The sequence below is a fragment of the Pseudorhodobacter sp. E13 genome, from assembly GCF_003991405.1.
GTDB lineage: Bacteria > Pseudomonadota > Alphaproteobacteria > Rhodobacterales > Rhodobacteraceae > Pseudorhodobacter.
Map to the genome: position 1 here is coordinate 16,259 of NZ_RPEN01000155.1, position 23,457 is coordinate 39,715.

22 protein-coding genes are annotated in these 23,457 nt (G+C 62.3%); 6 read left to right on the forward strand and 16 right to left on the reverse strand.

Annotated elements, in window-relative coordinates; all coding sequences use genetic code 11:
* Positions 1-27 precede the first annotated feature (27 nt).
* From EGN72_RS09815 to cysQ, 4 genes are all read right to left on the reverse strand, one after another.
* Positions 28-1,263 carry a glycosyltransferase gene (locus tag EGN72_RS09815; RefSeq protein WP_127047046.1) on the reverse strand — a complete coding sequence of 412 codons (1,236 nt, stop codon included), beginning with the start codon at positions 1,261-1,263 and terminating at the stop codon, positions 28-30.
* A 4-nt stretch (positions 1,264-1,267) separates the two neighbouring features.
* Entirely contained in the window at positions 1,268-2,164 is an 897-nt protein-coding gene (galU, locus tag EGN72_RS09820; protein ID WP_127047048.1) for a UTP--glucose-1-phosphate uridylyltransferase GalU, read from the reverse strand.
* A gap of 151 nt (positions 2,165-2,315) precedes the next feature.
* Positions 2,316-3,533: a glycosyltransferase family 2 protein gene (locus EGN72_RS09825; protein WP_127047050.1), complete on the reverse strand. Its 1,218-nt coding sequence runs from the start codon at positions 3,531-3,533 to the stop codon at positions 2,316-2,318.
* Complete coding sequence (cysQ, locus tag EGN72_RS09830; protein ID WP_127047052.1) at positions 3,530-4,324, reverse strand: 3'(2'),5'-bisphosphate nucleotidase CysQ; 795 nt, start codon at positions 4,322-4,324, stop codon at positions 3,530-3,532. Before cysQ ends, EGN72_RS09825 begins: the two co-directional genes overlap by 4 nt.
* Positions 4,325-4,461: 137 nt before the next feature.
* Here cysQ and EGN72_RS09835 point away from each other — a divergent pair, with 137 nt between their 5' ends.
* Positions 4,462-5,283: an ABC transporter permease gene (locus EGN72_RS09835; protein ID WP_127047054.1), complete on the forward strand. Its 822-nt coding sequence runs from the start codon at positions 4,462-4,464 to the stop codon at positions 5,281-5,283.
* A gap of 5 nt (positions 5,284-5,288) precedes the next feature.
* Here the strand turns inward: EGN72_RS09835 and EGN72_RS09840 are convergent, their stop codons facing one another.
* From EGN72_RS09840 to EGN72_RS09885, 10 genes are all read right to left on the reverse strand, one after another.
* A complete protein-coding gene (locus EGN72_RS09840) occupies positions 5,289-5,822 on the reverse strand; it encodes a HutD family protein (RefSeq protein ID WP_127047056.1) in 534 nt (177 codons plus the stop codon).
* Positions 5,819-6,979, reverse strand: coding sequence for a DNA recombination protein RmuC (locus EGN72_RS09845; RefSeq protein WP_127047058.1), 1,161 nt, complete (start codon positions 6,977-6,979; stop codon positions 5,819-5,821). The genes EGN72_RS09840 and EGN72_RS09845 overlap by 4 nt, the downstream gene beginning before the upstream one ends.
* Positions 6,976-8,835, reverse strand: a complete 1,860-nt coding sequence (gene mutL / locus EGN72_RS09850; protein WP_127047060.1) for a DNA mismatch repair endonuclease MutL — start codon at positions 8,833-8,835, stop codon at positions 6,976-6,978. Before mutL ends, EGN72_RS09845 begins: the two co-directional genes overlap by 4 nt.
* A gap of 76 nt (positions 8,836-8,911) precedes the next feature.
* The gene (locus EGN72_RS09855) at positions 8,912-10,222 is read right to left on the reverse strand and encodes a pitrilysin family protein (RefSeq protein ID WP_127047062.1); all 1,311 of its coding nucleotides are present in this window, start codon (positions 10,220-10,222) and stop codon (positions 8,912-8,914) included.
* Positions 10,219-11,571 carry a pitrilysin family protein gene (locus EGN72_RS09860; RefSeq protein ID WP_127047064.1) on the reverse strand — a complete coding sequence of 451 codons (1,353 nt, stop codon included), beginning with the start codon at positions 11,569-11,571 and terminating at the stop codon, positions 10,219-10,221. The genes EGN72_RS09855 and EGN72_RS09860 overlap by 4 nt, the downstream gene beginning before the upstream one ends.
* A gap of 93 nt (positions 11,572-11,664) precedes the next feature.
* Positions 11,665-12,192 (reverse strand): DUF3035 domain-containing protein, encoded by a 528-nt coding sequence (locus EGN72_RS09865; RefSeq protein ID WP_127047066.1) that lies wholly within the window; start codon positions 12,190-12,192, stop codon positions 11,665-11,667.
* 52 nt (positions 12,193-12,244) lie between these two features.
* Positions 12,245-12,727 carry a signal peptidase II gene (gene lspA / locus EGN72_RS09870; RefSeq protein ID WP_370323236.1) on the reverse strand — a complete coding sequence of 161 codons (483 nt, stop codon included), beginning with the start codon at positions 12,725-12,727 and terminating at the stop codon, positions 12,245-12,247.
* 1 nt (position 12,728) lies between these two features.
* Positions 12,729-14,339 (reverse strand): bifunctional phosphoribosylaminoimidazolecarboxamide formyltransferase/IMP cyclohydrolase, encoded by a 1,611-nt coding sequence (gene purH, locus EGN72_RS09875; RefSeq protein WP_127047068.1) that lies wholly within the window; start codon positions 14,337-14,339, stop codon positions 12,729-12,731.
* A 26-nt stretch (positions 14,340-14,365) separates the two neighbouring features.
* Positions 14,366-16,102 (reverse strand): heparinase II/III family protein, encoded by a 1,737-nt coding sequence (locus tag EGN72_RS09880; RefSeq protein WP_127047070.1) that lies wholly within the window; start codon positions 16,100-16,102, stop codon positions 14,366-14,368.
* A gap of 141 nt (positions 16,103-16,243) precedes the next feature.
* Positions 16,244-17,518 (reverse strand): RsmB/NOP family class I SAM-dependent RNA methyltransferase, encoded by a 1,275-nt coding sequence (locus tag EGN72_RS09885; RefSeq protein WP_127047072.1) that lies wholly within the window; start codon positions 17,516-17,518, stop codon positions 16,244-16,246.
* Positions 17,519-17,656: 138 nt separating this feature from the next.
* Here EGN72_RS09885 and EGN72_RS09890 point away from each other — a divergent pair, with 138 nt between their 5' ends.
* Positions 17,657-17,845, forward strand: a complete 189-nt coding sequence (locus EGN72_RS09890; protein ID WP_127047074.1) for a DUF1674 domain-containing protein — start codon at positions 17,657-17,659, stop codon at positions 17,843-17,845.
* Positions 17,846-17,875: 30 nt separating this feature from the next.
* On the opposite strand, the gene EGN72_RS09895 is transcribed toward EGN72_RS09890, so the two are convergent.
* Positions 17,876-18,514 (reverse strand): ChrR family anti-sigma-E factor, encoded by a 639-nt coding sequence (locus tag EGN72_RS09895; RefSeq protein WP_127047076.1) that lies wholly within the window; start codon positions 18,512-18,514, stop codon positions 17,876-17,878.
* Between the two features lie 12 nt (positions 18,515-18,526).
* The gene (locus tag EGN72_RS09900; RefSeq protein WP_127047078.1) at positions 18,527-19,102 is read right to left on the reverse strand and encodes a sigma-70 family RNA polymerase sigma factor; all 576 of its coding nucleotides are present in this window, start codon (positions 19,100-19,102) and stop codon (positions 18,527-18,529) included.
* A 267-nt stretch (positions 19,103-19,369) separates the two neighbouring features.
* Between EGN72_RS09900 and EGN72_RS09905 the strand changes: the two genes are divergently transcribed.
* The 4 genes from EGN72_RS09905 to EGN72_RS09920 all read left to right on the forward strand — a co-directional run bounded on the left by EGN72_RS09905 (position 19,370) and on the right by EGN72_RS09920 (position 23,455).
* A complete protein-coding gene (locus EGN72_RS09905; RefSeq protein ID WP_127047080.1) occupies positions 19,370-20,662 on the forward strand; it encodes an NAD(P)/FAD-dependent oxidoreductase in 1,293 nt (430 codons plus the stop codon).
* Positions 20,659-21,411 carry a DUF1365 domain-containing protein gene (locus EGN72_RS09910; RefSeq protein WP_127047082.1) on the forward strand — a complete coding sequence of 251 codons (753 nt, stop codon included), beginning with the start codon at positions 20,659-20,661 and terminating at the stop codon, positions 21,409-21,411. Before EGN72_RS09905 ends, EGN72_RS09910 begins: the two co-directional genes overlap by 4 nt.
* A 2-nt stretch (positions 21,412-21,413) precedes the next feature.
* Positions 21,414-22,634: an MFS transporter gene (locus EGN72_RS09915; protein ID WP_127047423.1), complete on the forward strand. Its 1,221-nt coding sequence runs from the start codon at positions 21,414-21,416 to the stop codon at positions 22,632-22,634.
* An 83-nt stretch (positions 22,635-22,717) separates the two neighbouring features.
* Positions 22,718-23,455, forward strand: a complete 738-nt coding sequence (locus EGN72_RS09920; RefSeq protein ID WP_127047084.1) for an SDR family oxidoreductase — start codon at positions 22,718-22,720, stop codon at positions 23,453-23,455.
* The last annotated feature ends 2 nt before the right edge of the window (positions 23,456-23,457 follow it).

Genomic DNA, 23,457 nt, shown 5'->3' on the forward strand with positions numbered 1-23,457 from the left:
CTGCGCCCGCCAACTCATTATTCCGTATCAAACGGAGTTTAAGACAAGATTGAAATGGTCAGACCAGCGCGGGGCAGTTGCCGCCTGTTTAACCATATCCGCGTGTCCTGTCCCCGATTGTTCTTGCGCCGTTGTCCCATCCTTTAACCGGATGATTGTTTCCAACCAAGAATAACTGTCCTTCAGTGCTGCGTAAACGGGATAGTTGCCCATAGTTTCACGATAAATTGGCAATGGTGGCACAATGACCGCGGTGCCAAGCTGTGCGGCTTCCAGCGGTGGCAGGCCATATCCTTCGACAAAACTGGGAAACAGCAGGGCGCGGGCATGGGCCAGCAAGGTGGTGACTTCGGCATCAGGCATATCCGCCAGTTCAAAGACAAAGTCGCGAAGGGGGCCGAGGTTATCCAGCCGCGCAAAAACCGGGGCATTGGACCATCCGCGCCGCCCGATGATCAGCAGATGCGGCATGTCGGATGCGGGCAGTGTTCGGTATAACTGATCCCAAAGGTCCAGCAGAAAGGCGTGGTTCTTGCGCGGCTCTATCGTGCCGAGGGTGACAAAGTAAGGCGTGCTGCGGTCAGGCGCACCCACGGGGGGCGGCGGGGCAAGACCGAGCGGCGCGGTCAGCCCCGGCGGCACCCGGCCAAAGCGGGCGAAATGCGCCTCGGTCTGCTGGCGCGTGCACTGGGCGCTATGGATGACCAGATCGGCCCCCGCCGCCGTTGCAGCCAGTTTGGCGCGGAAATTTTCAATCCGGTCGGGGCGGGAATATTCCGGGTGATCCAGTGGGATGGTGTCATGGATCAGCACCACGCATTTGCCCGCCCCCCCAGCGCGGTTAGCGGCCAGACTGCGCGCCCCAAGATGCGCGTGGCCCGTATTCAGATAGGTAAACCCCGCAGGCAGATGGCGGCGCAGCAGGGCAGGCAGACGGATGGGCAGACAGCGCGCGGTGGCAAGGCCACGGGCCGCGGTTTCGGCGGCGGCCAAGGGCGGATCACCGCGCCGCAGCAGGCGCGACAGCATATCCGGCGCGGGCAGGGGGGCCTGTGTTTCCACCATTGTCTGAAACCGCGCCATCCCGGCCCGGTCCAGCAGCAGATACCCGGCTTTGCTGCGGATCAACCCGAACACAATGTCCGGGCGCACCAACAGTTCCGCCAGATAGGCCGCCTCTACCCGGTCCACCCCCGTCGGTTGCCCTTTGCCCAACCGCGACATCAGCCGCGTCAGGTCCAGCAACCGGGCGGGAGGGGGCATCGGCCTATTGCGCCGCTTTTTGCTGCGCGATCAGATCGTGCAAGTAATGCGAAAATTCGGTCTGAAGGTCTTCGCGCGCCAGCCCAAAGGCCACGGTGGCCTGCAAGAACCCCGCTTTGGACCCGCAATCATAGCGCTGGCCTCGGAAACGATAGCCATAGACGCTGTCTTCGCCACCGATTTCCTTTGCGATGGCATCCGTCAACTGAATCTCGCCGCCTGCGCCCTGCTTCATCTTGTTAAGATTGTTCAGAACCTGCGGCGACAGGATGTAGCGGCCAATGACAGCCAGATTGGACGGGGCATCCTCGGCCTTTGGTTTTTCCACCATGCCCTTGGCCCGCACGATGGCACCCATGTCATCAGCCACATCCAAAACGCCATAGGCGCTGGCTTTTTCCGGCGGCACCTCCATCGTGGCAACCATATTGCCCCCGGTTTCGGCATAGGCTTCGACCATCTGTTGCAAACAGGGTTTTTCAGCCGCGATCACGTCATCGGGCAGCAGCACCGCAAAGGGTTCATTGCCGATCAGACGCCGCGCGCACCAGACCGCATGGCCCAGACCCATCGGGCGATTCTGGCGGACATAGGCAATCGCGCCGCTGTCCATGTTGGTGGCTTTCAGCACCTCCAGCAGCTGCTTTTTCCCGGCCTTGCGCAGGGTCGCTTCCAACTCTGGGGCGACATCAAAATAATCCTCCAGCGCGGATTTGCCGCGCGAGGTGACGAAGATGAATTCCTTGATGCCCGCCGCGCGGGCCTCATCAATCGCGTATTGGATCAAGGGGCGATCGACCAGTGTCATGATCTCTTTGGGGATCGACTTTGTGGCGGGCAGGAAGCGCGTTCCCATCCCGGCGACGGGAAACACCGCTTTGCTGATTTTCTTGATTTTCATGACGCTGCCCCAACCTTTAGCTTCTTATTGCAACAAGCTTACTCTTGTCCCCGATGCTTCGCACCCAATTCTGGTAATATTTCGACAGGAAGTTGTCAAAATGGAAACAATTGGGGCTACGGGCCTGTTTAATGCAGTATTTCCGCGACAATCACGGGGAAATTGGCCGAAATTTTGCCAGCCACGCCTTTTCTTGTGCCAATCGGACATCGGCAGGCGCCCAACTAACCCGCGTGCCATCGCGGAAAGAGCGCCCAAACCGACCGCCGCTTTGTTCCCACCAACCCTCGGGGGTAAAGCGGTGTTGATGCGGGCGCAGGCCGCGCGCAAGGGCTATCAGCGTTACGATTTCGCCTGCGGCACTGTGGCTGCGGGCCTTTTGGCGCAGGGTCGCAAGCTGCTCTGCCGTGCCGGACAGCACAAGGCCGGGGCGGGGCCCAGTGCCCGGCAGGGGGGTGAAAGGCAAGGGTCCGGGCCGCAGTGGGGGCAGGGGTGCAGCAGGCGCGGTTGCATTGGTTATGCCATCATGCAGCCCACCAAGAAGGCGGCCCACATCGCGCGGCTCCAGCGCGCCTGTGATCATATGGCGCAACAAGCGTTTGCGTTGGTCTGCGATATGCCGCGCGATTGTGCCGGGGTTCTTGCTGTGCCGTGCCAGAAACAACGCAAGGCTGGCCCCGATCTGGCGCAAATCGGTTGGCACCCGATCCGCCCTGCGGCGGGCCGAGGCTTCAAAGCCGTGGTGAACAACGGCATCGGGCACCACGGCGGTTAACCCTCCCTGCGCTGCAAGCCGCAGGTTCACATCCGCCTCATCCAGATAAAAGGCGAAGCCGGGGTCAAAGCCCCCGATTGCCAAAAGCGCATCCCGCCGAAAGGCGCAATTGGTGCCTTGGGTCTTTACCGCGCGCCACGCATCGCCGCTATGCAGGCTGACGGTTGGCGATGCCTCGAACGGGGTATCAAACCCATCGGCATCAATATACGCCGCCCGCCATTGCCACGACAGCCCCGACCGCCCCAGCACAAACCCACCTGCCGCCGTGACGCGGCTGTCGGCAAAAGCTGCGGCCAGACGCGACAGCCATGTCGGCTCTGGCACGGCATCGTCATCCAGAAAGGCCACGACCGCACCCGAGGCCAGCCCCAGCCCGATATTGCGCGCCTTGGAAATATTGGCCTCGTCAAACGCCGCCAGCTTATAGGGTTGCGCGCTGCCACGCAGTTGCGCAATCGCGGCGGGGTCCGCGACGACGATCACCTCAAAGTGGGGGTGATCCATTTGCGCCACCGCCACCAGCGCCCGCATCAAGGCCGCCGGACGGTGGCGGCTGACGATGATAAGGCTGGTTGGTGGCAGGGGCGTCATGCCTTCAGGGTTACGCCGGGGGCATAGGCGATGAAGAACGGATTGTCCCACCCGGCCTTGCCGTATTCCAGCGGCTCGTGGCTGTCAAAGCGCACAACCTTGCCGCCAGCGCCGCGCAACACCGCATCGCCCGCCGCTGTATCCCATTCCATCGTGCGGCCAAGGCGCGGGTAAAGATCAGCCTCTCCGGTGGCGACAAGGCAGAACTTCAGGCTGCTGCCCGCCGAGGTCATATCGCGCACCGCATATTGGCTGATATAGGCATCGGTGGCCGCATCACGGTGGGATTTGGAGGCGACAACCATCAGCGCCTCATCATCCGGTTCCGACACGCGAATTTCACGCGCGATCCCAGCGCGGTCTTTTTCAAAATCGCCCATCTCCTCAACGGCCTGGCCATCGGCGCGGGTATAGAACAGCCGCCCCTTGGCAGGCGCATACACCACGCCGCGCACCGGGATACCGTTTTCGACATAGGCAATATTGACCGTAAAATCGCCGCGCCGTTGCACGAATTCCTTGGTGCCATCCAGCGGGTCCACGATCAGGAAGGTGCTGGCCCGCAATGCGTGGCTGTCGGCCTGTTCTTCGGTGATCAGCGTCACATCTGGGTAAGCCGCCCGAAGCCCGGCAGAGATAATCGCATCTGCGGCTTCATCCGCCTCGGTCACCGGGCTGGCATCAGACTTGGCGCGCACGTCAAAATCAGGGGCGGCATAGACCTCCATGATCTTGTCGCCCGCTTCCAAAGCCAGTTTCCGCATCAGCGACACGAGGGGTAAATAGTCCATTCTGCTCTCCGTTTCGGCACGGGATGGCAATATTGCCAAAATCCTGAAACCCCTTTATCATCCGCCAGTAAGGGATCGGCAAGATTTCCCGCATAAAATATGCAGAGGCACGGCCAGTATAAGGGTAGGACTGACAGATGTTCCAACGCCGCGTTCGGAAAAGTCCGCTGCTGACTGCCTTTAGCATCCTTGAACTCATCTTTCATGCGACCGTGCGGAATGTGCGGAAAAACCATGGGAATGCGGTGATCGGGCTGGTGCTGAACATTCTGCAAACCGTGATGCTGGTGGCGGTGTTCTTCCTGCTGTTTCAGATTTTGGGTATGCGCAGCAATGCGATCCGGGGCGATTATCTGCTGTATGTGATGTCTGGCATCTATATGTTCATGACGCATATCAAGGCATTAGGCGCAGTCGCGGGCTGCGACGGGCCAACCTCGCCCATGATGAAACACGCGCCGATGAACACCTTTGTCGCCATCAGTGCCGCGGCGCTTGCCAGCCTATACACGCAGGTTTTGTCTGCGGCGGTGGTGCTTTACGTTTATCACGCGGCCTTTGTGCCAATCAGCTTTCATGATCCGGTCGGGGTGATGGGCATGATGCTGCTGTCATGGGGCAGTGGCGCCGCCATCGGGACGATTCTGCTGGCGGCGAAACCGTGGCAGCCCGATGCCGTGGCGATCATCGCGCAGCTTTATCAACGCGCCAATATGATCGCGAGTGGCAAGATGTTCGTGGCCAATTCGATGCCCACCTCGATGCTGGCGATGTTCGATTGGAACCCGCTGTTTCACACCATTGATCAGGGGCGCGGCTATATTTTCCTGAACTATAACCCGCATTACAGCTCGTGGAGTTATGCATTGAAGGTGACGCTGGTGTGTCTTCTCATCGGGCTGATGGCCGAATTTTTCACCCGCAAACATGCATCGCTGAGCTGGGGCGCCAAAAGCTGATCTCGTCAGCGGGCTTGGGTGAACAATTGCACTACCACGCAAGGCGCACCTGAAACCTCCCCTTCTGGCGCGTTGACCAGAAGGTGATGATGCATCAGATCACTGCCAGAAAACCGCGCCTTGCCCAAGGCAAAGACACAAAGCGTTGCGCCGGATAGCGGGGTAACGCGGTCATTCTGCACCACGGTTACAATGGGTTTTGGCAAGCTGCGATGCGTCATCACATTGAAATCGGTCGCAATGCCCGTCACGTTTTGCGCTGAAAGTGGAATATCCCCCGGAAAGGCCACCGGGCACAGCGGATCGGCGCGCAGGACCCTCTTGCCAACCAGATCGAACCCCGGCCCGTCAATCACTGTCAGGTTCCGCTCTATCTGCGGGAATTGCGAAAACGGCCCATCCTCGGCCACGGTCGCCATGGAAAACCGCCACAGCATTGCGCCAGAGGCGGCGTTGACGCGCTGCATTTCCACCGTTGTGCCGCCGCCATTGGCCCAAGGCATTTCGGTGTAATCCTTGCGCGTCAGATGCTGCATCATTCTGCGGCCTGCCCACCCAGCACGGCGGTTGGCGTATCAGGGGCCAATTCCTCAAAGTCAAAATTATCCAGCTTCGCCGCACGTTTGCCCGCACGTTCGGCGGCGGTGCCGATGCCTTCCAGATCGGCGCGGGCCTGATTGAAATGGGTATCCAGCTTTTGCACTCGTTCCACCACCAGTTCCACATCGCGGTGCAGCAACCGCAAGGTAGCGCGGATCGCGCCCGCCTGTTCGCGCATGCGCGCATCTTTCAGCACCGCGCGCATGGTGTTCAGCGTCGCCATGCAAGTGGTGGGTGACACGATCCAAACCTTTGCTTCAAACCCTTCGCGCACCAGTTCGGGGAAATTGGCGTGCAACTCGGCATAGACCGCCTCAGAGGGCAGGAACATCAGCGCGCCATCGGCGGTTTCGCCCTCAAGGATGTATTTCTCGGAAATCGCCTTGATATGGGCGCGCACCGACAGCCGCATGAAGCGCGCCGCCTCGGTCAGCGCGGCGGAGCCTTGGGCACGGCGCAGTGCCTCATAGGCCTCCAGCGGGAATTTGCTGTCGATCACGATGGGGCCGGGTGGGTTGGGCAGATGGATCAGGCAATCGGCGCGCTTGCCGTTCGACAGCGTGACCTGCATCGCATAGGCATCGGACGGCAGTGCCTTGCGCACGATGTCGTTCAGCTGAATTTCCCCAAAGGCGCCGCGGGTTTGCTTGTTGGACAGAATATCCTGCAAGCCCAGCACGTTGCCCGATAGCTTTTCAATGTTCGCCTGCGCGCGGTCGATGGTTTCCAGCCGTTGCTGCAATTCGCCCAGACTGCGGGCGGTGCGGGTAGAGGTGCCTTGCAGGCTTTCCGTCATGCCGCGCTGCACCTCGGCCAGCCGCTTTTCCATCAGTTGCAGCATGGCGGTTTGGCTATGCGCCTGCGTTTCCGAAACATGATGCAGGCCACCCGCCAGCCGTTCCTGCCCTTCGGACAGGTTTTGCACGCGCTGGCCCAGATAGGACATTTCGCGCATCAAGGGTTCGGTTGCCTTGGCCGATTGGCCCGCCGCACGCAGGATCAGCAGGAAGAACCCCAGCACAACCAGCGCCGCGCCTGCGATGATCAGCACCAAAGGGTCGTTCCAGTGATAGGTTTGTCCTGCGATTTCAATCATCTGCGACCGAACAGCTTTTCTATATCGGCCAGTTTCAGCGCCACATAGGTGGGGCGGCCGTGGTTGCATTGGCCCGACAGCGGGGTGGCCTCCATCTCGCGCAGCAAGGCGTTCATTTCCTCGGCCCGCATCTGGCGGCCAGAGCGGACGGAGCCATGGCAGGCCATGCGCGACAGCACCGCATCCATCCGCGCCTGCAAACGGTCAGAGGCCCCCAGATCGGCCAGATCATCCAGAATATCGCGCAGCAGGGCATTGGCATCGACACGGCCAAGGATGGCCGGGGTTTCGCGCACGGCAATCGCGCTGCCGCCAAAGCCTTCGATCACAAGGCCAAGCTCGGCCAGTTCGGGCGCGATATCCAGCAGGCGCGCGGTGTCGCTGGCAGAAAGTTCGATGATTTCAGGGATCAGCAGGGCTTGGGCTGCGATGCCGTTCTGGTCGCGCTGGGCCTTCAGCCGTTCATAGACCAGCCGTTCATGGGCGGCGTGTTGATCGACGATCACCATCCCATCGGCGGTTTGCGCGATGATATAGTTTTCATGCAGTTGCGCGCGCGCAGCCCCCAAAGGGCGCGCAGTATCGGCCTGCACGATAGGCTGGTCTTCGATCCGGGCGGAGGGGGCCTCGGCAAAGCCCATCGGGTTCGCCACGCGTTCCGTCAAAGGGTCGGGGGCCTGATAAGCCATCGCCCGGCCAAATGCGGCCTGATTGGGCCGATCCATCTGATAGATACGCGGCGGATATGCGCCTTGTTCGGGTTGAAACGCAGTCAGCGTTTCCGCCCCCACGGTGGAGGAGGCGCGATGCCCGGCCTCGGCCAAGGCATACCGCAAGGTGGAAACGATCAGCGCCCGCGCCAAGGCCGGATCGCGAAAGCGCACTTCGGATTTTGCAGGGTGAACATTGACGTCCACGCTTTGCGGATCGCATTCGATGTTCAGCACGGCGGCGGGGTGCCGATCACGGCTAAGCACATCCATATAGGCCGCCCGCAGCGCGCCATAGAGCATCCGGTCCTGCACCGGGCGGCCGTTCACAAACAGGTATTGCGCGGCCGACGAACCCCGCGAATAGGTGGGCAGCGCCGCATAGCCGACAAGGCGCAGATCGTCGCGCGTGGCATCCACGGCCAAGGCATTATCGGCAAAATCGCGACCCAGAACCGATGTCACGCGCCCTTGCAACGCATCAAAGAAATCCCCCGGCACGGGGTCGGCGCGAAACATCACGCGGCCTTCGCCCCCCGACACATCGCGCAGGGTAAAGCCGACCTCGGGTTCTGCCAGTGCCAGACGTTTGATAACCTCGGCAATCGCCTGCGCCTCGGCCCGGTCAGAGCGCATGAATTTCAGCCGGGCAGGTGTGGCGTAGAACAGATCGCGCAGCTCAACCACGGTGCCTTGGTTCAGTGCGGCAGGGCGCAGCGGGTCCATACGCCCCCCGGCGACGGTGATGGAAACCCCATCGCTATCGGCACTGCGAGAGGTGATCGTCAGCCGACCCACCGCGCCAAGCGACGGCAGCGCCTCGCCCCGGAAACCAAAGGAATGGATGTTCAGCAGGTCGCTGCCGTCAATTTTCGATGTGGCATGGCGGGACAGGGCCAGCGGCAAATCATCGGCGGTCATGCCGCAGCCATCATCGGTGACACGGATCAGAGTTTTGCCGCCATCGGCATAATCCACCGTGATGCGCCGCGCACCTGCGTCCAGCGCGTTTTCCACCAGTTCCTTGACCGCCGAGGCAGGCCGTTCCACCACCTCACCCGCCGCGATGCGATTGATCGCGGCTTCGTCGAGTTGACGGATCACCGGGCGCTGTGGCGCGTGTATATTGGGGGTGCTGGCGTTCATGCCACCAGTTCTAGCATGGTGGTTTAGATTCGACCACCATGCGCCACGGCTTATCCACCGTTTTCATACCACGGTTTCAGGGTGTGGTGCCAAGACCTTCGGGTTGGCCCACCACGACGAAATGCAGATCTTCGGGTTTCAGCAACCGCTTGGCCACGCGCAGGATTTCATCGCGCGTCACGGCCTCGATCAAGGCGTTGCGGCGGGTGGCATAGTCAATCGGCAAGCCTTCGCTTTGCATCCCCACCAAAATCCGCGCAATCGGCCCATTGCCATCAAAGCGCAGCGGGTAAGACCCTGTCAGATAGGTTTTTGTTGCGGCGAGTTCTTCATCGGTCACGCCATCCTTCAGCATCCGCGCCCATTCGGCCTTGACCAGATCAATCGCCTCGGCGGTGGTGCCATTGGCGCTGGAAAACTGGCCCAGCATCATTTCGGCATGGTCCATCGGGGCAAGGAATGTGCCGATGCCATAGGTCAGCCCGCGTTTGTCGCGCACCTCGGTCATCAGCCGCGCGGTAAAGCGGCCACCGCCCAGAATCTCGTTCAGCACATAAGCGGCAAAGAAATCCTTGTCGTCGCGCTTGATGCCCTGATGCCCGAAATAGATCAGCGATTGCGGGCTGGGGAAATCCACCACGGTCACGCCACCTTTCAGGCCCCATTCCGCGCGCTTTGGCAGCGGCCAGCCTTTGGCGGGCAAATCGCCCAGCAGCTTGTCCAGTAGCAGGCCCAGTTCGGTGGCGGTGATGTCACCCGTGGCGGCGATAAACAGATGTTCACGCGTGATCGTGTTCTGGAACGCTGCCTGAATATCGGCGCGGCTGAGCGCGGCCACGCTTTCCTCGGTTCCATCGCCCGACCCGCCATAGGGATGCGCGCCAAAGGCCATACGGTCAAAGCGCTGCGCGGCGATGCTGCCGGGGTCTTTCATATTTGACCGGATATTGGACAGAACCTGCCCGCGCACCCGTTCAACCGCATCGGCATCAAAGCGTGGTTCGGTCATGGCCAAGTGCAACAGGTCCATCGCCGCGTCGCGGTTTTCGGTCAGGAATTTGGCGGAAATGCTGATGCTGTCGGTATTGGCCCCAAAGCTGAACTGCGCGGCAAGGTCGTCGCGGGCATTGGCAAAGCCTTGCGCATCCAGATCGCCAGCGCCCTCTTCGATCAGGGCGGTCATCAGGTTGACCACACCGCGCTGATCCGCCGGATCAAGCGAGGTGCCCCCCGTCATGCGAATCTCCAGCGCGGTGAAGGGGATTTCATGATCCTCGACCAGCCAAGCGGTGAGGCCACCTGGCGAGGTGACGGATTGGATCGGAAGCTCTGCCTGCGCGGGCAGGGCAAAGGCGATCAGCGCCGCGAATACCAGACGCATCTTCATGGTTTTGCCCCTTCGGTGGTGTCTTCTTCGCGCATCAGCCAACCAGTGACGGCGGTCTTGCGGTTCAGCACATTGCGCGCAGCCTCCATCACCGCATCGGGGGTGACATCTTGCAACACCTGCGGCCAAGCCTGCACATCAGTCACGGTCAGCCCCGAGGTCAGCGCCGTGCCATAGTCCCGCGCCAAGCGGTCAAGGTTGTCGCGGGCATAGATATCATCGGCACGCAACTGGCGCTTGATCCGGTCAAACGCTTCTTGATCGACGCCATCTTTCAGGAATTGCGCAATCACGCCATCCACGGCTTCTTCCAGATCAGCAAGGGAAACATCGGGCACCGGCACGGCGTAAAAGCCAAATTCTGTATGGTCATAGGACAGGCCGTCATAAAAGGCGGTGGTGTAGACCGCTTTGGGCGCATCGCCAAATTGCAAGGCGCGCGCCAGCACCGAGGTGGTGCTGCTGCCGCCCAACAGCTCGGCCAGAATCACAAGCGCGGCGGCGTCTTTCTGGTCGCCGGCATTGCGTTCGGGGGCAAGATAGGTGCGCACAACATAGGGTTGGGCGACACGCGGGTCCGTCATGGTCAGGCGGCGTTCGGCCAGTTGCGGCGGCTCGGACGGGCGCAGGCGCGGCCCAAGGCCGGGGGTGGGGGCGATGGGGCCGTAATAGGTTTCGGCAAGGGCTTTTACCGCATCGGGGTTCACATCGCCTGCAACGATCAGAATGGCGTTATTGGGCGCGTAAAAGGTGCGATAAAACGACAGCGCGTCTTCGCGGGTCAGGGCCTCGGCCTCATGTTTCCAGCCGATGATCGGGATGCCATACGGATGGTTGAGGTATTGCGCCGCGGAACGCTGTTCGCTGAACAGGCTGCTGGGGTCGCTGTCGCTGCGCTGGGCGCGTTCTTCAACGATCACCGCGCGTTCTGTTTCGACGTTATCTTCCGACAAGATCAGGCCGCGCATCCGGTCGGCCTCCATCTTCATCATCAGTTCCAGCCGGTCGGCGGCAACCCGTTGAAAATAGGCCGTATAATCCTGATGGGTAAAGGCGTTGTCATCACCGCCCTGTGCTTCTACCACGACAGAAAATTCGCCGGGGGCCACGGTTTCGGTGCCTTTGAACATCAGATGTTCCAGAAAATGCGCGATGCCGGATTTGCCCGCAGGTTCATCCGCCGCCCCCACGCGATACCACAGCATCTGCATCGCGACCGGGGCGCGGTGATCCTCGATCACCACGGCTTCCAGCCCGTTTTCAAGTGTGAAGGTGGTTACTTTTTCGGCAAGGGCAGCAGAGGACGCAAAGACGCCCAGAAAAAGTGGGGTAAACAGCCTGCGCAGCATCGAAAAGCCTCCGTTCAGTCACTCGTTCAACACCTAAGCGACCCATACGCAGGGTCAAGCCGTGTTGACGCGGAAGTGACGATCCGGACGGGATTATTCGCCGTCTTGCGGCGGTGGGGCAGACACGGTGCGAATGCCGCGCGCGCGCCAACGGGCCAGTTCGGCCTGCTGGTCCAGCGATTGTTCTTCATAGGCTTTGTAATAGACATTCACGTTGAAGATACGTTCCAGAATGCGGCCTTTGTTATCGCGGCGGAATTCCAGATCATAGGCGGCAAGCTCTTGCCGGATGGCAGCGGTGCGCCCATAGCGCGAGGCGTGATTGACCAAAGCGCCATCGCCCGCCGGAACGCCAGTGCCTTCGCGCAGACGCCCTCCAAGCGCGGCAACAGCATCGGCTTCGGGGGTTGGGTCTGTCAGGTTGGCACCGCCCAGCGTCGGCTCGGGCAGGGCCGTCAGATCATTTGGCATTTGCAGGGCTTTGGGCGGAAGAATGCCAAATTCATCCGGCCCATCGGTCGTGGCCCGCAGGTTCATCAGGCGCGGCTCATCATCGCCACAGGCGGCAAGTGTCAGCATCGCTATCGCGGCGACCGCCAAAACCCCTTTTCCTGCAAACATCTCCGCCTCCTTCAAACCACTGGCCCCTGTTTAGCCCAAACTTATCGGCGCGTCACGGGGTCTTTCGCGTGTTAGTTTTGCCATCGGCGGCGAAAAGAACAAGCCCCGCCGCACCGGCAAAGATGGCAATATCGGCCACGTTGAACGCATAGGGGTTTTCAAATCCGCAGCATGACATGTTCAAAAAGTCGGCCACCGCGCCATAGGCCAGCCGGTCAACCACATTGCCCAAGGCCCCGCCAATCAGCACCCCGGCCGAGATTTGCGCCAGTTTTGGCTGTGTGCTGCGCGTCATCCAGCGCCAGACCCAAGCGGTAATCGCCAGGGACACCGCAATCAGCATCCAGCGCATCACGCCAGAATCGTTGGCAAACAGGCCAAAGTTCACGCCCTTGTTCCACGCCATCCGAAAGGTGAGGTAAGGCGGCCAGATATCCATATCGCCGATTTCGCGCAGGTTCAGGCCAAAGACCACCGCCAGCTTACTGGCCTGATCCAGCACAAAAATCACAAGGGCAGCCCAAAGCATCCGCATGTCAGTGCCGGAAATGCCGCTGGCCGGTGAACACCATCGCAAGACCTGCCGCATCGGCGGCGGCGATCACCTCATCGTCGCGCATGGAGCCACCGGGTTGGATGATCGCCGTAGCACCCGCTTCGGCGGCGGTAATCAACCCGTCCGCAAAGGGAAAGAACGCGTCCGACGCCACGACCGACCCAAGCGTCAGCGGTTTGGCAAGGCCCATCGCCTCGGCCATATCCTGCGCTTTGCGGGCGGCGATGCGGGTGCTGTCGACCCGGCTCATCTGGCCTGCGCCAACGCCCACGGTTGCGCCATCCTTGACATAGATGATCGCGTTGGATTTGACGTGTTTCGCCACGGTCCAAGCCATCAGCAAATCGCGCATTTCGGCTTCGGTGGGTGCGCGTTTTGTCACCACGCGCAGATCGTCCAGCGTCACGTTGGCGGCGTCACGGTCCTGCACCAGAAAGCCACCCGCGACCTGACGGTAAGCAAGGCCGGGGGTGGAGGCATCTGGCAACGTGCCCGTGGTCAGCAGGCGCAGGTTTTTCTTGCTGGCAAAGACGGCGCGGGCGGCATCATCGGCATCCGGGGCGATCACGACTTCAGTGAAAATCTCGACAATCTTTTCCGCTGTCGGGCCGTCAAGCGTTTGGTTCAGCGCGATAATGCCGCCGAAAGCCGAGGTGCGGTCACAGTCAAAGGCGCGCCCGTAAGCCTCGGCCAATGTCGCCCCTGTTGCCACGCCGCAGGGGTTTGCGTGCTTGATAATGGCGCAGGCAGGGCCTTTGCCCGCGAATTCCGCGACCAGTTCAAAGGCGGCGTCAGTGTCGTTGATGTTGTTGTAGGAAAGCTCTTTGCCCTGCCATTGCTTGGCGGTGGCCACGCCGGGGCGGTTGGTGCCATCGGTATAAAAAGCCGCTGCCTGATGCGGGTTTTCGCCGTAGCGCAGGGTTTGCGCAAGGGTTCCGGCAAAGGCGCGGCGGCGGGGGGCGGCGATGTTCAGCGCACCTGCCATCCAGTTTGACACGGCTGCATCATAGGCCGCCGTGCGCGCATAGGCGATTTGCGACAGGCGCTGCCGGAAGGCGTAAGACGTGGCGCCGTCATGCGCTTCCATCTCGGCCAAGAGGGCGGTGTAATCTTCGGGGTCGGTCACGACATTGACATAAGCGTGGTTTTTTGAGGCCGCGCGGATCATGGCCGGGCCGCCGATGTCGATGTTTTCGATACAGGTATCGTAATCGGCGCCTTGGGCCACGGTTGCCTCGAACGGATAGAGGTTCACGACCAGCAGGTCGATTGCGGCGATGCCATGGGTTTCCATCGCGGCCTTGTGTTCGGCGTTGTCGCGCAAGGCAAGCAAGCCGCCATGCACCATCGGGTGCAGCGTCTTGACGCGCCCGTCCATCATTTCAGGAAAGCCCGTCACCTCGGCCACATCGCGCACCGCAAGCCCCGCATCGCGCAACGCCGCTGCGGACCCGCCGGTTGACAGCAGCTCCACCCCGCGTGCCGCCAGCGCGCGGCCAAGATCAACCAGCCCCGACTTATCCGACACAGACAACAGCGCGCGTTTGACGGGAACGAGATCAACGGAGGTGGTGGCGATTTTGGCGGGCATGGGCAAAAACCTTTGGGCAGCAGGTGTCAGGACAGGACCGGAAGCTCATCGCGCTCCAGATCGCGGATGGCCAGCGGAGTATCCTGTGCTTTCGCCAAGGTCCAGCCAATCACGGCATCAAACTCGGCCACATGGCCGGAAAGCACGATTTGTTTGGACGCGCGCGGGTTCAAACGGCCCTTTTCAAGATAGACAGAGGGTTCCAGCGTCAATCCTTGCGCGCCGGAGTGGCGGAAAATCCAGATCTCACCGCTTTTGAGCGCGAGCGATACCGCGTTGCCGCCAAGGTCAATCGCGGCATCAACATCGGGATGCAGGTGAAACCGGATGGAGAAACGAATCCGCGCATCGGCTTTGCGCGACATCACGGTTGCCAGCCGGGCGCGATCGGTGGGGGAAATGGCGTGCAATTCATCCTGCCCGCCAAGGTGGCGACCATCATGCGACAGCAGCAACAGGCGCGAATGGGTCAACCCGTGGGTCGCGACCCAGCCGTCATGCGCCAGCCGCAAGGCATGGCCTTCGGCGCTTTCGGTGGGGCGGGTTTGCGTGACATGCGCGCGGTCTGCCATCACTTCGGGCGTGCCGCGGTTCAACCGGCTGGAGGAATAGCCTTCCACCGACAGGGTGGAATGGCTGGGCGTGGCGCGGCCCGCGCGGTGCCATTCGGCGCCAAAAGGCGCGCCGGAACCGCAATTCACAATCACCGGGCGGCGGCCTGATGTCATTTCAAACGCCAGAGTTGAGGCATGGGCGGAGGCACCTGCATGCCCGCCCGGCGGGTCGGCGGCATCAATGATGACCGAGGTGCGCCCACTGGCCAGCCGCAAAAATCCCATCGCTGGCCCAGAGCCGGGGGCCGCCTTGACACCCGAGGCGGCCAGCGCGTGATCCAGCCGTCCTTCCATCCCGCGCCCGCCACCGTGAAAGCGGGCCAGCGCGCCATCGGCATGGCGCAGGCTGCGCAACGTGGGGGCGATGCGCTCAATCGCGGCGCGGTGCGCTTGGGGCACGGTTTGCCCTGCCTCGCCAAGCGCCTGCGCGGCCCAGGTCAGCAGGGTGAACACCTCCAGCAATTCCTCGGGGCTGCGGGTGGGCAGGCCGCCATGGGCATCAATCTCGGCCTCACATTCCCTGGCCAATGCGTCGACGGCCGGGCCAACCAGCCGTTCCATCCCTGTCAGCGCAAGGCCCGCATAGATCAGGCCGGTCAGCGCCTCAAACCGTGGCAGACCGGGGGCAGAGGCCTGCCAGCGGCGCGACAGGAACATGGTTTGCGCCGACAGCGCGTTGAAATAGGATTGGCTATCGGCAGAACTGCGCCCGTTCATCAGGAAAATCGCGTGGTTGATCCAGCGGATCAGCCGCCGTCCGGTCAGATCGGGGGTCCAGCCGGGGCCGCGCCCTGTGCCAAAGCGTGCGATCCAGGCCCATGTCCATTCCTGCGCGCGGCTGCGGGCAATCGGGTCGCTGACGGCGGCAAGATCATCGAGCCATGCAAAACCATGCGCCTCGGCCCAGAATTCGGCGGCCTCGGTGGGCGCATCCCACAGCAAGGTGCCGGGGGCCTCGACCAGATGGCCCGCCAGCAGGAAATTCCCTGCGGTCAGTTGCTTGCCACGGGCAAACAGCCCAATGCTGCGCGGTTCGGGCTGCGACACGAAGCCCGTCGCCGCATGGCTGCGCGATGCGCGCCAAGCCGCCAGCCGGTTCTGCCAACGCGTTACCCGCGCCGCGAACCCGTCTTTACGCGGGTAAGCCAAGGTGCCTCATCGTTACTGCCACTCAATCAAGCCTGTTTTCGCACACCTGTTCGGGCGCGCTGCCCATTTCCGGGTCTGTATTACGCGTTTGTCTGGGCGCAATCATAGCCGCCGGATGCGGCGCTGTCACCGCCAATTGCTTTACCCTGCCGCGGGCAGGCGCAAGCGTGCCATGAAAAACCCGTCCATCCCGCCGATTTCGGCCCAGTAGTCGGGGCGCAGGCGCAAACCGCCTTGATCGGTGATCCACGCCGGGTCGATGCCCGGCAGGATGGGTGGCTCTACCGTCAGTTGCGGGTGGCGGGCAAGCGCGGCGGCCAGTTGCGCCTCGCCTTCCTCGGGCAAAAGCGAGCAGGTGCAGAACACCAGCCGCCCCCCCGGTTTCAAGAACCCCAGCGCGCGGTCGATCAGCGCGGCTTGCAGGGCCTCCAGATCGGCAATCTCGGACCCATCCTTGATGAAGGGCAAATCCGGGTGGCGGCGCAGGGTGCCCGTGGCCGAACAGGGAGCATCCAGCAAAATGGCATCAAAGGTGGTTTCGGGCTGCCAGTGCAGCGCGTCCTCGGTGATGACGGTGGCGGACAGCCCGGTGCGGGCAAGGTTTTCGTGCAGGCGGGCCAGTCGCGGGCCGGAAATATCCACCGCTGTCACCTTGGCCCCAGCGGCGGCCAGTTGCAGCGTCTTGCCCCCCGGCGCCGCGCACAGGTCCAGCACCGTCTCGCCCGGTTGGGCATCCAGCAGCGTAGCGGCGAGCGAGGCCGCGGCATCCTGCACCCACCAATCACCTTCGGCATAGCCCGGAAGCTGCGACACTTGTGACGGGTTGGGCAAGCGGGTGCTGCCATTGGGCAGGGCAATCGCGCCTGCAATTTCGGGCGCAGCAGCTTTGGCCGTCAGGTCCAGCGGCGGGGACATTGCCTGCACCGCCTCCATCGCGCTGACAGCCTCGCGGCCATAGGTATGCACAAGCGGTTGGCGCAGCCATTGCGGCATGCGTTGCGGCGGCAATTTGGCAAAAGGGGCCTCAAGCGCGGCGACCTTGCGCAGCACGGCATTGACCAGCCCGGTCATATGCCCGGTGCGGTTGCCGTGGCGCACCACATCGACCATCGCATTCACCACCCCATGCGCCGCACCGCCATCGACGGCCAGTTCCACCACCCCAAGCCGCAGCGCATGACGCACCAAGGCAGGCGGCGATTTGCGCAAAAAGGGCTTGAGCACTTTGTCGGCCTGTTCCACATGGCGCAGCGTGGTCAGCACAAGGCGCTGGGCGCGGGCTTTATCGGAAGGTGACAAGGGTTTAAGCGGCCCGTCCGCCGCCTCCAGCACCTGACCAAGCTGCTGGCCCTCGTCCAGAACCGCCTCTAGCAGGGCAATCGCCGCACTGCGCGCCGCCGTTCCATCCACTGCCATGATGTCGCCCCTTCATTGATTGGTGGTGCCCGCAGTTGCCCGGCTGGCTTTTGCCGCCTATATCAAACCAAAGGTCCAGACAAGCCAGCGGCCCAAAGGCGCATTGGCAAAAGGGGCCGCACAAGGAAAGGCCGCACCATGCCCACTGACGACACAGCGATCCCGCAAGACCTGCCGCCCGCCGCACAGCGCGCACTGGCCGAAGCAGCCGAGCGCCGCAAGCAGGCAGACGCGCAGACCATGCCCAAGGAATTGGGGGGCCGCAACGGGCCGGAACCCGTGCGCTATGGTGATTGGGAAAAGAAGGGGATCGCGATCGACTTCTGATCGCGACCGGAGGTTTTGGCGCGCGCGGCGTCAGATGCCGAAAAACGGCTGTGCGATACGCGGCAACAGACCCGAAAAGCGCAAGGGCGCATCGGTGGCCGCAAGGCAGATGCAGTCCTCGCCCGCTTCCGCGATGGGTTGATGGCTCAACTCCTCATTCGCGATTTCAACATCGCCCGGCCCGAAGCGGTCGGTTTCATCGCGAAACGCCCCTTGCAGGACCAGCGTCAACTCGGTGCCGCGATGGCCGTGATCGGGCACTTTCTGCCCGGCGGGGATATAGAGCAAGCGCGCGCTGGCGCCTTTGTCCGTGCGCAAAACGGCCTGCCGCACCCCCATACCAAGCGACCGCCATTTCACAGCCGCCAGATCATGGCCGACGTAATCCATCAGCGGCGCTGGCAAGGTTTTCGTGCCACGACGCGGCGGCGGCGGGGCCACAGCCCCTTCAAGCCGGGCCAAAGTGGCGGCAAGGCTGTCATCTGACATGGCAACGCTGTCGCAGGCATCCATCAAGCTGCCGCCCACGGCGTCAAATGCCCCCAGCCGCGCCTTGCAGTCATCGCAAAGCGACAAATGCACCGCAACCACTAGGTTGAATGCCTCGGGCAACTGGCCAGAGGAATAGCCAAGCAGCAATTGGTCGGAAAGGTGGTGGCGTATCGTCATTCTATTCGTCTTTCAACTCATGCTATGGCGCAGGCGGTCCAGCGCCAGCCGGATGCGGGATTTGATGGTGCCGAGGGGCAGGCCCGTTTCGGTCGCGATCTCGCTATGCGAAAGATCACCGAAATAGGCCCGCTCGATCAGTTCACGTTGTTTTTCGGGCAAAAGCGCCACGGCTTCTGACAGGCGTTCGGTTTCCTGCGCCAGTTCCAGCGCCTCTTGCTGGTCCGGCTCGGCCTCTGGGCCCCACGGCAGGTCTTCGGGCTCGGGCCGGCGGGATTTTCGCAGGGCGTCGATGCGGCGGTTGCGGGCAATGGTAAAGATCCACGTCGCGGCAGAGGCGCGACTGGGATCAAACAGATGCGCTTTTTGCCACAACGTCGCCATGACATCTTGCGCACATTCCTCTGCCAACGTGGCTGTTGCGCCCGACTTCATCAGAAAGCCTTTGATTCGCGGGGCAAAATGGCGGAACAGCGCGGCAAAGGCGTCGCGGTCTTGTGTATCGCGCACCCGCAGGATCAATGCGCCCCATTCTTCTTGGGCCAATGCGTCCCGACACGTTGTTTGCCCTGTTTCCGTCGCCACCATCTGCCTCTTCTGGCGCAGCAAAGCGGCTGCCCCACCCGCAGCATAAGGGGCTGTGGGGGAAGTTGCATCCGGATTCTGATGGGGCATTGTGTCTAACATACCCAGTCTACGCTGCCCGGTCGGGGTTGGATCACCCGTGCTGACAGTTTTTTGCGCTTTCCGCGGCGACAGGGTGTTTTCCGGGGCAAGGTTGCGCGAAAGTGATCTAGAAAGGCAAAGCAGGCGTATGAACCGTAAGTAAAAAAGCCCCACAGGAGATGTCGCCCCATGCCGTTGGAAACCACTGCCGCCGCCACCCGCCGTATTGCTGTCATCGGGGGCGGGATTTCCGGCATGGCCGCTGCCCATCTGCTCAGCCGCGATCATCAGGTGGTGCTGTTTGAGGCGGAAAAGCGTTTGGGCGGACATGCGCGCACCGTTCTGGCGGGAAAGCGCGGGGATCAGCCGGTCGACACCGGGTTCATCGTGTTCAACCATGTGAATTATCCGAATCTTGTGGGGTTGTTTGAAAAACTGGGTGTGCCCACGGCCAAAAGCGATATGAGCTTTGGGGCCTCTATCGGGGGCGGGCGGTTTGAATATGGCTTTCGCGATTGGGCGGGTCTGGTGGCGCAGAAAAGCAACATCGTGAACCCGCGCTATTGGGGCATGCTGCGCGATATCATGCGGTTCAACGCCCGGGCCGAGGAATTGGCAGGCGATGGCTCTATGACAATCCGCGACTTGCTGGCGGCTTTGGGCGCGGGCGATTGGTTCCGTGATTACTACCTCTTGCCGTTGTCGGGCGCGATCTGGTCTACGCCGACACAAGGGATATTGGATTTTCCGGCGCGGGCGATGATTGATTTCTTCAAGAACCACGCGCTGCTGGGCGTCACCGGGCAGCACCAGTGGTATACGGTGCAGGGCGGTTCCATCGAATACGTGCGCCGCGTGCAGGCGGCGTTGGAAACCGCCGGTGTTGACCTGCGGCTGGGCGCGCCTGTTGCCGGGGTGCGGCGCGCGGCGGGCCAGGTATTCGTGCGCGGGACGGGGGCGGAATGGGAAGCCTTTGACGAGGTGATCTTTGCCACCCATTCCGACGACACGTTGCGCTTGCTGGAGGACCCGACAGCGTTTGAAACGGCGCAACTGGGCGCGATCCGCTATCAGCCGAATGATGTGGTGCTGCATTCCGATGCCGCGATGATGCCGAAACGCCGCGCGGCTTGGGCCTCTTGGGTCTATGTCGAAGGGGCGGGGCCGCGCCCGGACCGGATTGATCTGACCTATTGGATGAACTCGCTGCAACCGATCCCGATGGATGACCCGCTGTTCGTGACGCTGAACGCCAATAAACCGATCCGCGAGGCGTTGATCCACGATCAGGTCACTTTCCGCCACCCGGTCTATGACCTTGGCGCGCTGGAGGCGCAGCGCGCGATCCGCGCCAGCAACGGCAGCAATGGCACGTGGTTCTGCGGCGCATGGATGCGCAACGGCTTTCACGAAGACGGCTTTGCCAGTGCTGTGGATGTGGTCGACGCCCTGCGCGCGCGGCAAGTTGCAGCCGCGGCATGAGCAAGGTCGAACATATCGCCGGAGAGACCTTTCACGGCAGGCGCGGCGCCGTGCAAAACGCCTTTCGCTATGGCGTGGATTATGTGCTGCTGGATATGGAAAGCGGCACTGGCCCCGGCCTGTTTTCGCGCAATCGTAGCAATCTGACATCGCTATGGGATCGTGACCATGGCGGTGCGCCGAAAGCCGGGCGCGGGGTGGAATGGCTGCGCGAGGTTCTGGCCGCCCATGGCTTGCCGGGGGGGGACAAAGTGCAGCTTTTGGCCCAGCCGCGCGTTCTGGGCCATGTGTTCAACCCGGTGTCCTTCTGGCTGTGCCATGACGCGGCGGGCGATTTGCGCGTGGTGGTGGCCGAGGTGAACAACACCTTCGGCGACCGTCACTCCTATCTGTGTCACCGCCCTGATCTGGCCCCCATCACGCGTGAGGACCGGATTACTGCCCAAAAGATATTCCACGTCTCACCGTTTCAGCCGGTGTCGGGGGCGTATGAGTTCCGGTTTGATATCACGCCAGACCGTATCGGGATCTGGATTGATTACACCCAAGGCAATGGCGGCTTGATTGCCACGCTGACCGGGCCGCGCAAGCCGCTGACCAATCGCGCAATCCTTTGGGCCTGTCTGTGCCGCCCATTCGGGTCACGCCGGGTGCTGACGCTGATCCATTGGCAGGCGCTGAAACTCTGGATCAAACGCGCGCCGTTTTTCACAAGGCCAGAGCCGCCGGAACAGGATGTCTCCCGATGAGCATGGCCCCAAGGCTGTGGCCTTGGTCCCTGTTCGCGGCGCTGATCGCTGCGGCGGGGCTGCCGATTTATATCCATGCGCCAAAGTTTTACGTCGATGAATATGGCGTGACGCTGGTGTCACTTGGTGTGGTGCTGTTTGGCCTGCGCCTGCTGGATGTGGTGCAAGACCCGGCGCTGGGTTGGCTGGCCGAAAAGGGCCGCGCCTATCGTGGGGCGATGGTGGCGGGGGCGGCGGTTGTGATGGCGCTGGCGATGCTGGGGCTGTTCGCGGTGCCGCCGATGTTGCCGCCGCTGTGGTGGTTCGGGCTGATGCTGGCGGGTTTGTTTTCGGCCTTTTCCCTGCTGACGATTTGCTTTTATGCGCAAGGGGTTGCCCGTGCCGCGCACCTGCCCGGCGGGCATTTGCAACTGGCAAGCTGGCGCGAGGCGGGGGCGTTGCTTGGCATTTCGGCAGCGGCGGTGGCACCGACGGTGCTGGCCCTTGTGATGGACGCGCCCTTTACCGGCTTTGCGCTGGGCTTTGCGCTGCTGGCACTGGTGGCGACCGCCGCAATGCGGGGGCAATGGGGCAGCGTGGCGCTTGGCCCCGCCCCTTCGCCGCTGGTGGTTCTGGCAGACCCGATGGCGCGGCGCTTTCTGGCCTTGGCCATGGTGAACGCGGCCCCGGTGGCCGTCACCTCCACGCTGTTTTTGTTCTTTGTCGAAAGCCGGATCATGGCTGCGGGGATGGAAGGGCCGCTTTTGCTGCTGTTCTTTCTGGCCGCTGCTGTGACGGCCCCGCTATGGGGGCGGGTTGCGGCGCGCTATGGGCAAAAGAACAGCCTGCTTGCGGGCATGGCGCTGGCGATTGTGGCCTTTGGGTTTGCCCTGCGGCTTGGCCCCGGCGATGTTTTGGCCTTCGCCGTGATCTCGGCGGCATCGGGGGCGGCATTGGCCGCCGATATGGTGCTGCTGCCCGCGCTTTTCGCCCGCCATCTGGCCGCCAGGGGGCAGGGGGAGGCGATGGGTTTTGGCCTGTGGTCCTTTGCCTCCAAGCTCATGCTGGCCTTTGCGGCGATCACGCTGTTCCCGATACTGGAGGCGCAGGGCTTTCAATCCGGCGCAGAGAATACGCCCGAGGCGCTGCGCGCGCTGACATTGCTTTATGCAGGGCTGCCCTGCGTGCTGAAAATTCTGGCCGTGGTGCTGTTGGCCCGCACGCCGCTGGCCGATGGGGTGTAACCGCGGGCAAGGGAACCCATATGATACATGACCCGTTAAAGTCAGGCGGGTTTAGGACTTATGACTTCGGAAGGTAGGATAGGATGAGAGACTGGCACGGCAAACGCTATTGGTTGATCGGCGCGAGTGAGGGGCTTGGCCTTGCACTGGCGCGGCAAATCTCGGCAGCGGGGGCAGAGGTGATCTTGTCGGCGCGGTCCGAGGCCGGGTTGCAAAAGGCGGTGGCGCAGATGCCGGGGCGCGGAAGTGCCGTGGCCGTGGATGTGGCCGATACGGCCGCAGTCGCCAAAGCGGCAGAGGCCGTGGGCGACGTGGATGGTGTGGTGTTTCTGGCGGGTGTCTATTGGCCGATGAAGGCGCAGGACTGGAACGCCGAACAGGTCGAGGCGATGTGTGATGTCAACTTCACCGGCTGCGCGCGGGTTATTGGCGCGGTGCTGCCCGGAATGGTTGCACGCGGTCAGGGGCATCTGGTGCTGACAGGGTCGCTGTCGGGCTTTCGCGGCTTGCCGGGGGCGAGCGGTTATGCGCCGTCCAAAGCTGGGGTCATGGCGATGGCGGAATGCCTTTATGCCGATCTGCGCGGCAGTGGGGTCACGGTGCAGCTTGCCAACCCCGGCTTCATCCGCACGCGGCTGACCGAAAAGAACGATTTCACGATGCCCTTCCTGATGGAGCCGGAACAAGCCGCGCGCGAGATGTTCGAGTTGATGCAGACGGACCGCTTCAAATCCAGCTTTCCAACCGTGTTTTCATGGCTGTTTCGCTTGTCGCAATTCCTGCCGGATTGGGCCTATTACCGGCTGTTCGCGCCGAAATAGGG

Bases quoted from the DNA above. Each gene is read 5' to 3' on its own strand.
- EGN72_RS09915 (WP_127047423.1), top strand. From the start codon at position 21,414: ATGGCCCCAAGGCTGTGGCCTTGGTCCCTGTTCGCGGCGCTGATCGCT.
- EGN72_RS09825 (WP_127047050.1), bottom strand. From the start codon at position 3,533: ATGACGCCCCTGCCACCAACCAGCCTTATCATCGTCAGCCGCCACCGT.
- EGN72_RS09860 (WP_127047064.1), bottom strand. From the start codon at position 11,571: ATGCTGCGCAGGCTGTTTACCCCACTTTTTCTGGGCGTCTTTGCGTCC.
- EGN72_RS09855 (WP_127047062.1), bottom strand. From the start codon at position 10,222: ATGAAGATGCGTCTGGTATTCGCGGCGCTGATCGCCTTTGCCCTGCCC.
- EGN72_RS09900 (WP_127047078.1), bottom strand. From the start codon at position 19,102: ATGGTGGCGACGGAAACAGGGCAAACAACGTGTCGGGACGCATTGGCC.
- EGN72_RS09910 (WP_127047082.1), top strand. From the start codon at position 20,659: ATGAGCAAGGTCGAACATATCGCCGGAGAGACCTTTCACGGCAGGCGC.
- purH (WP_127047068.1), bottom strand. From the start codon at position 14,339: ATGCCCGCCAAAATCGCCACCACCTCCGTTGATCTCGTTCCCGTCAAA.
- EGN72_RS09890 (WP_127047074.1), top strand. From the start codon at position 17,657: ATGCCCACTGACGACACAGCGATCCCGCAAGACCTGCCGCCCGCCGCA.
- EGN72_RS09895 (WP_127047076.1), bottom strand. From the start codon at position 18,514: ATGACGATACGCCACCACCTTTCCGACCAATTGCTGCTTGGCTATTCC.
- EGN72_RS09905 (WP_127047080.1), top strand. From the start codon at position 19,370: ATGCCGTTGGAAACCACTGCCGCCGCCACCCGCCGTATTGCTGTCATC.
- EGN72_RS09840 (WP_127047056.1), bottom strand. From the start codon at position 5,822: ATGATGCAGCATCTGACGCGCAAGGATTACACCGAAATGCCTTGGGCC.
- EGN72_RS09920 (WP_127047084.1), top strand. From the start codon at position 22,718: ATGAGAGACTGGCACGGCAAACGCTATTGGTTGATCGGCGCGAGTGAG.
- galU (WP_127047048.1), bottom strand. From the start codon at position 2,164: ATGAAAATCAAGAAAATCAGCAAAGCGGTGTTTCCCGTCGCCGGGATG.
- cysQ (WP_127047052.1), bottom strand. From the start codon at position 4,324: ATGGACTATTTACCCCTCGTGTCGCTGATGCGGAAACTGGCTTTGGAA.
- EGN72_RS09865 (WP_127047066.1), bottom strand. From the start codon at position 12,192: ATGTTTGCAGGAAAAGGGGTTTTGGCGGTCGCCGCGATAGCGATGCTG.
- EGN72_RS09815 (WP_127047046.1), bottom strand. From the start codon at position 1,263: ATGCCCCCTCCCGCCCGGTTGCTGGACCTGACGCGGCTGATGTCGCGG.
- EGN72_RS09845 (WP_127047058.1), bottom strand. From the start codon at position 6,979: ATGATTGAAATCGCAGGACAAACCTATCACTGGAACGACCCTTTGGTG.
- EGN72_RS09835 (WP_127047054.1), top strand. From the start codon at position 4,462: ATGTTCCAACGCCGCGTTCGGAAAAGTCCGCTGCTGACTGCCTTTAGC.
- EGN72_RS09885 (WP_127047072.1), bottom strand. From the start codon at position 17,518: ATGGCAGTGGATGGAACGGCGGCGCGCAGTGCGGCGATTGCCCTGCTA.
- lspA (WP_370323236.1), bottom strand. From the start codon at position 12,727: ATGCGGATGCTTTGGGCTGCCCTTGTGATTTTTGTGCTGGATCAGGCC.
- mutL (WP_127047060.1), bottom strand. From the start codon at position 8,835: ATGAACGCCAGCACCCCCAATATACACGCGCCACAGCGCCCGGTGATC.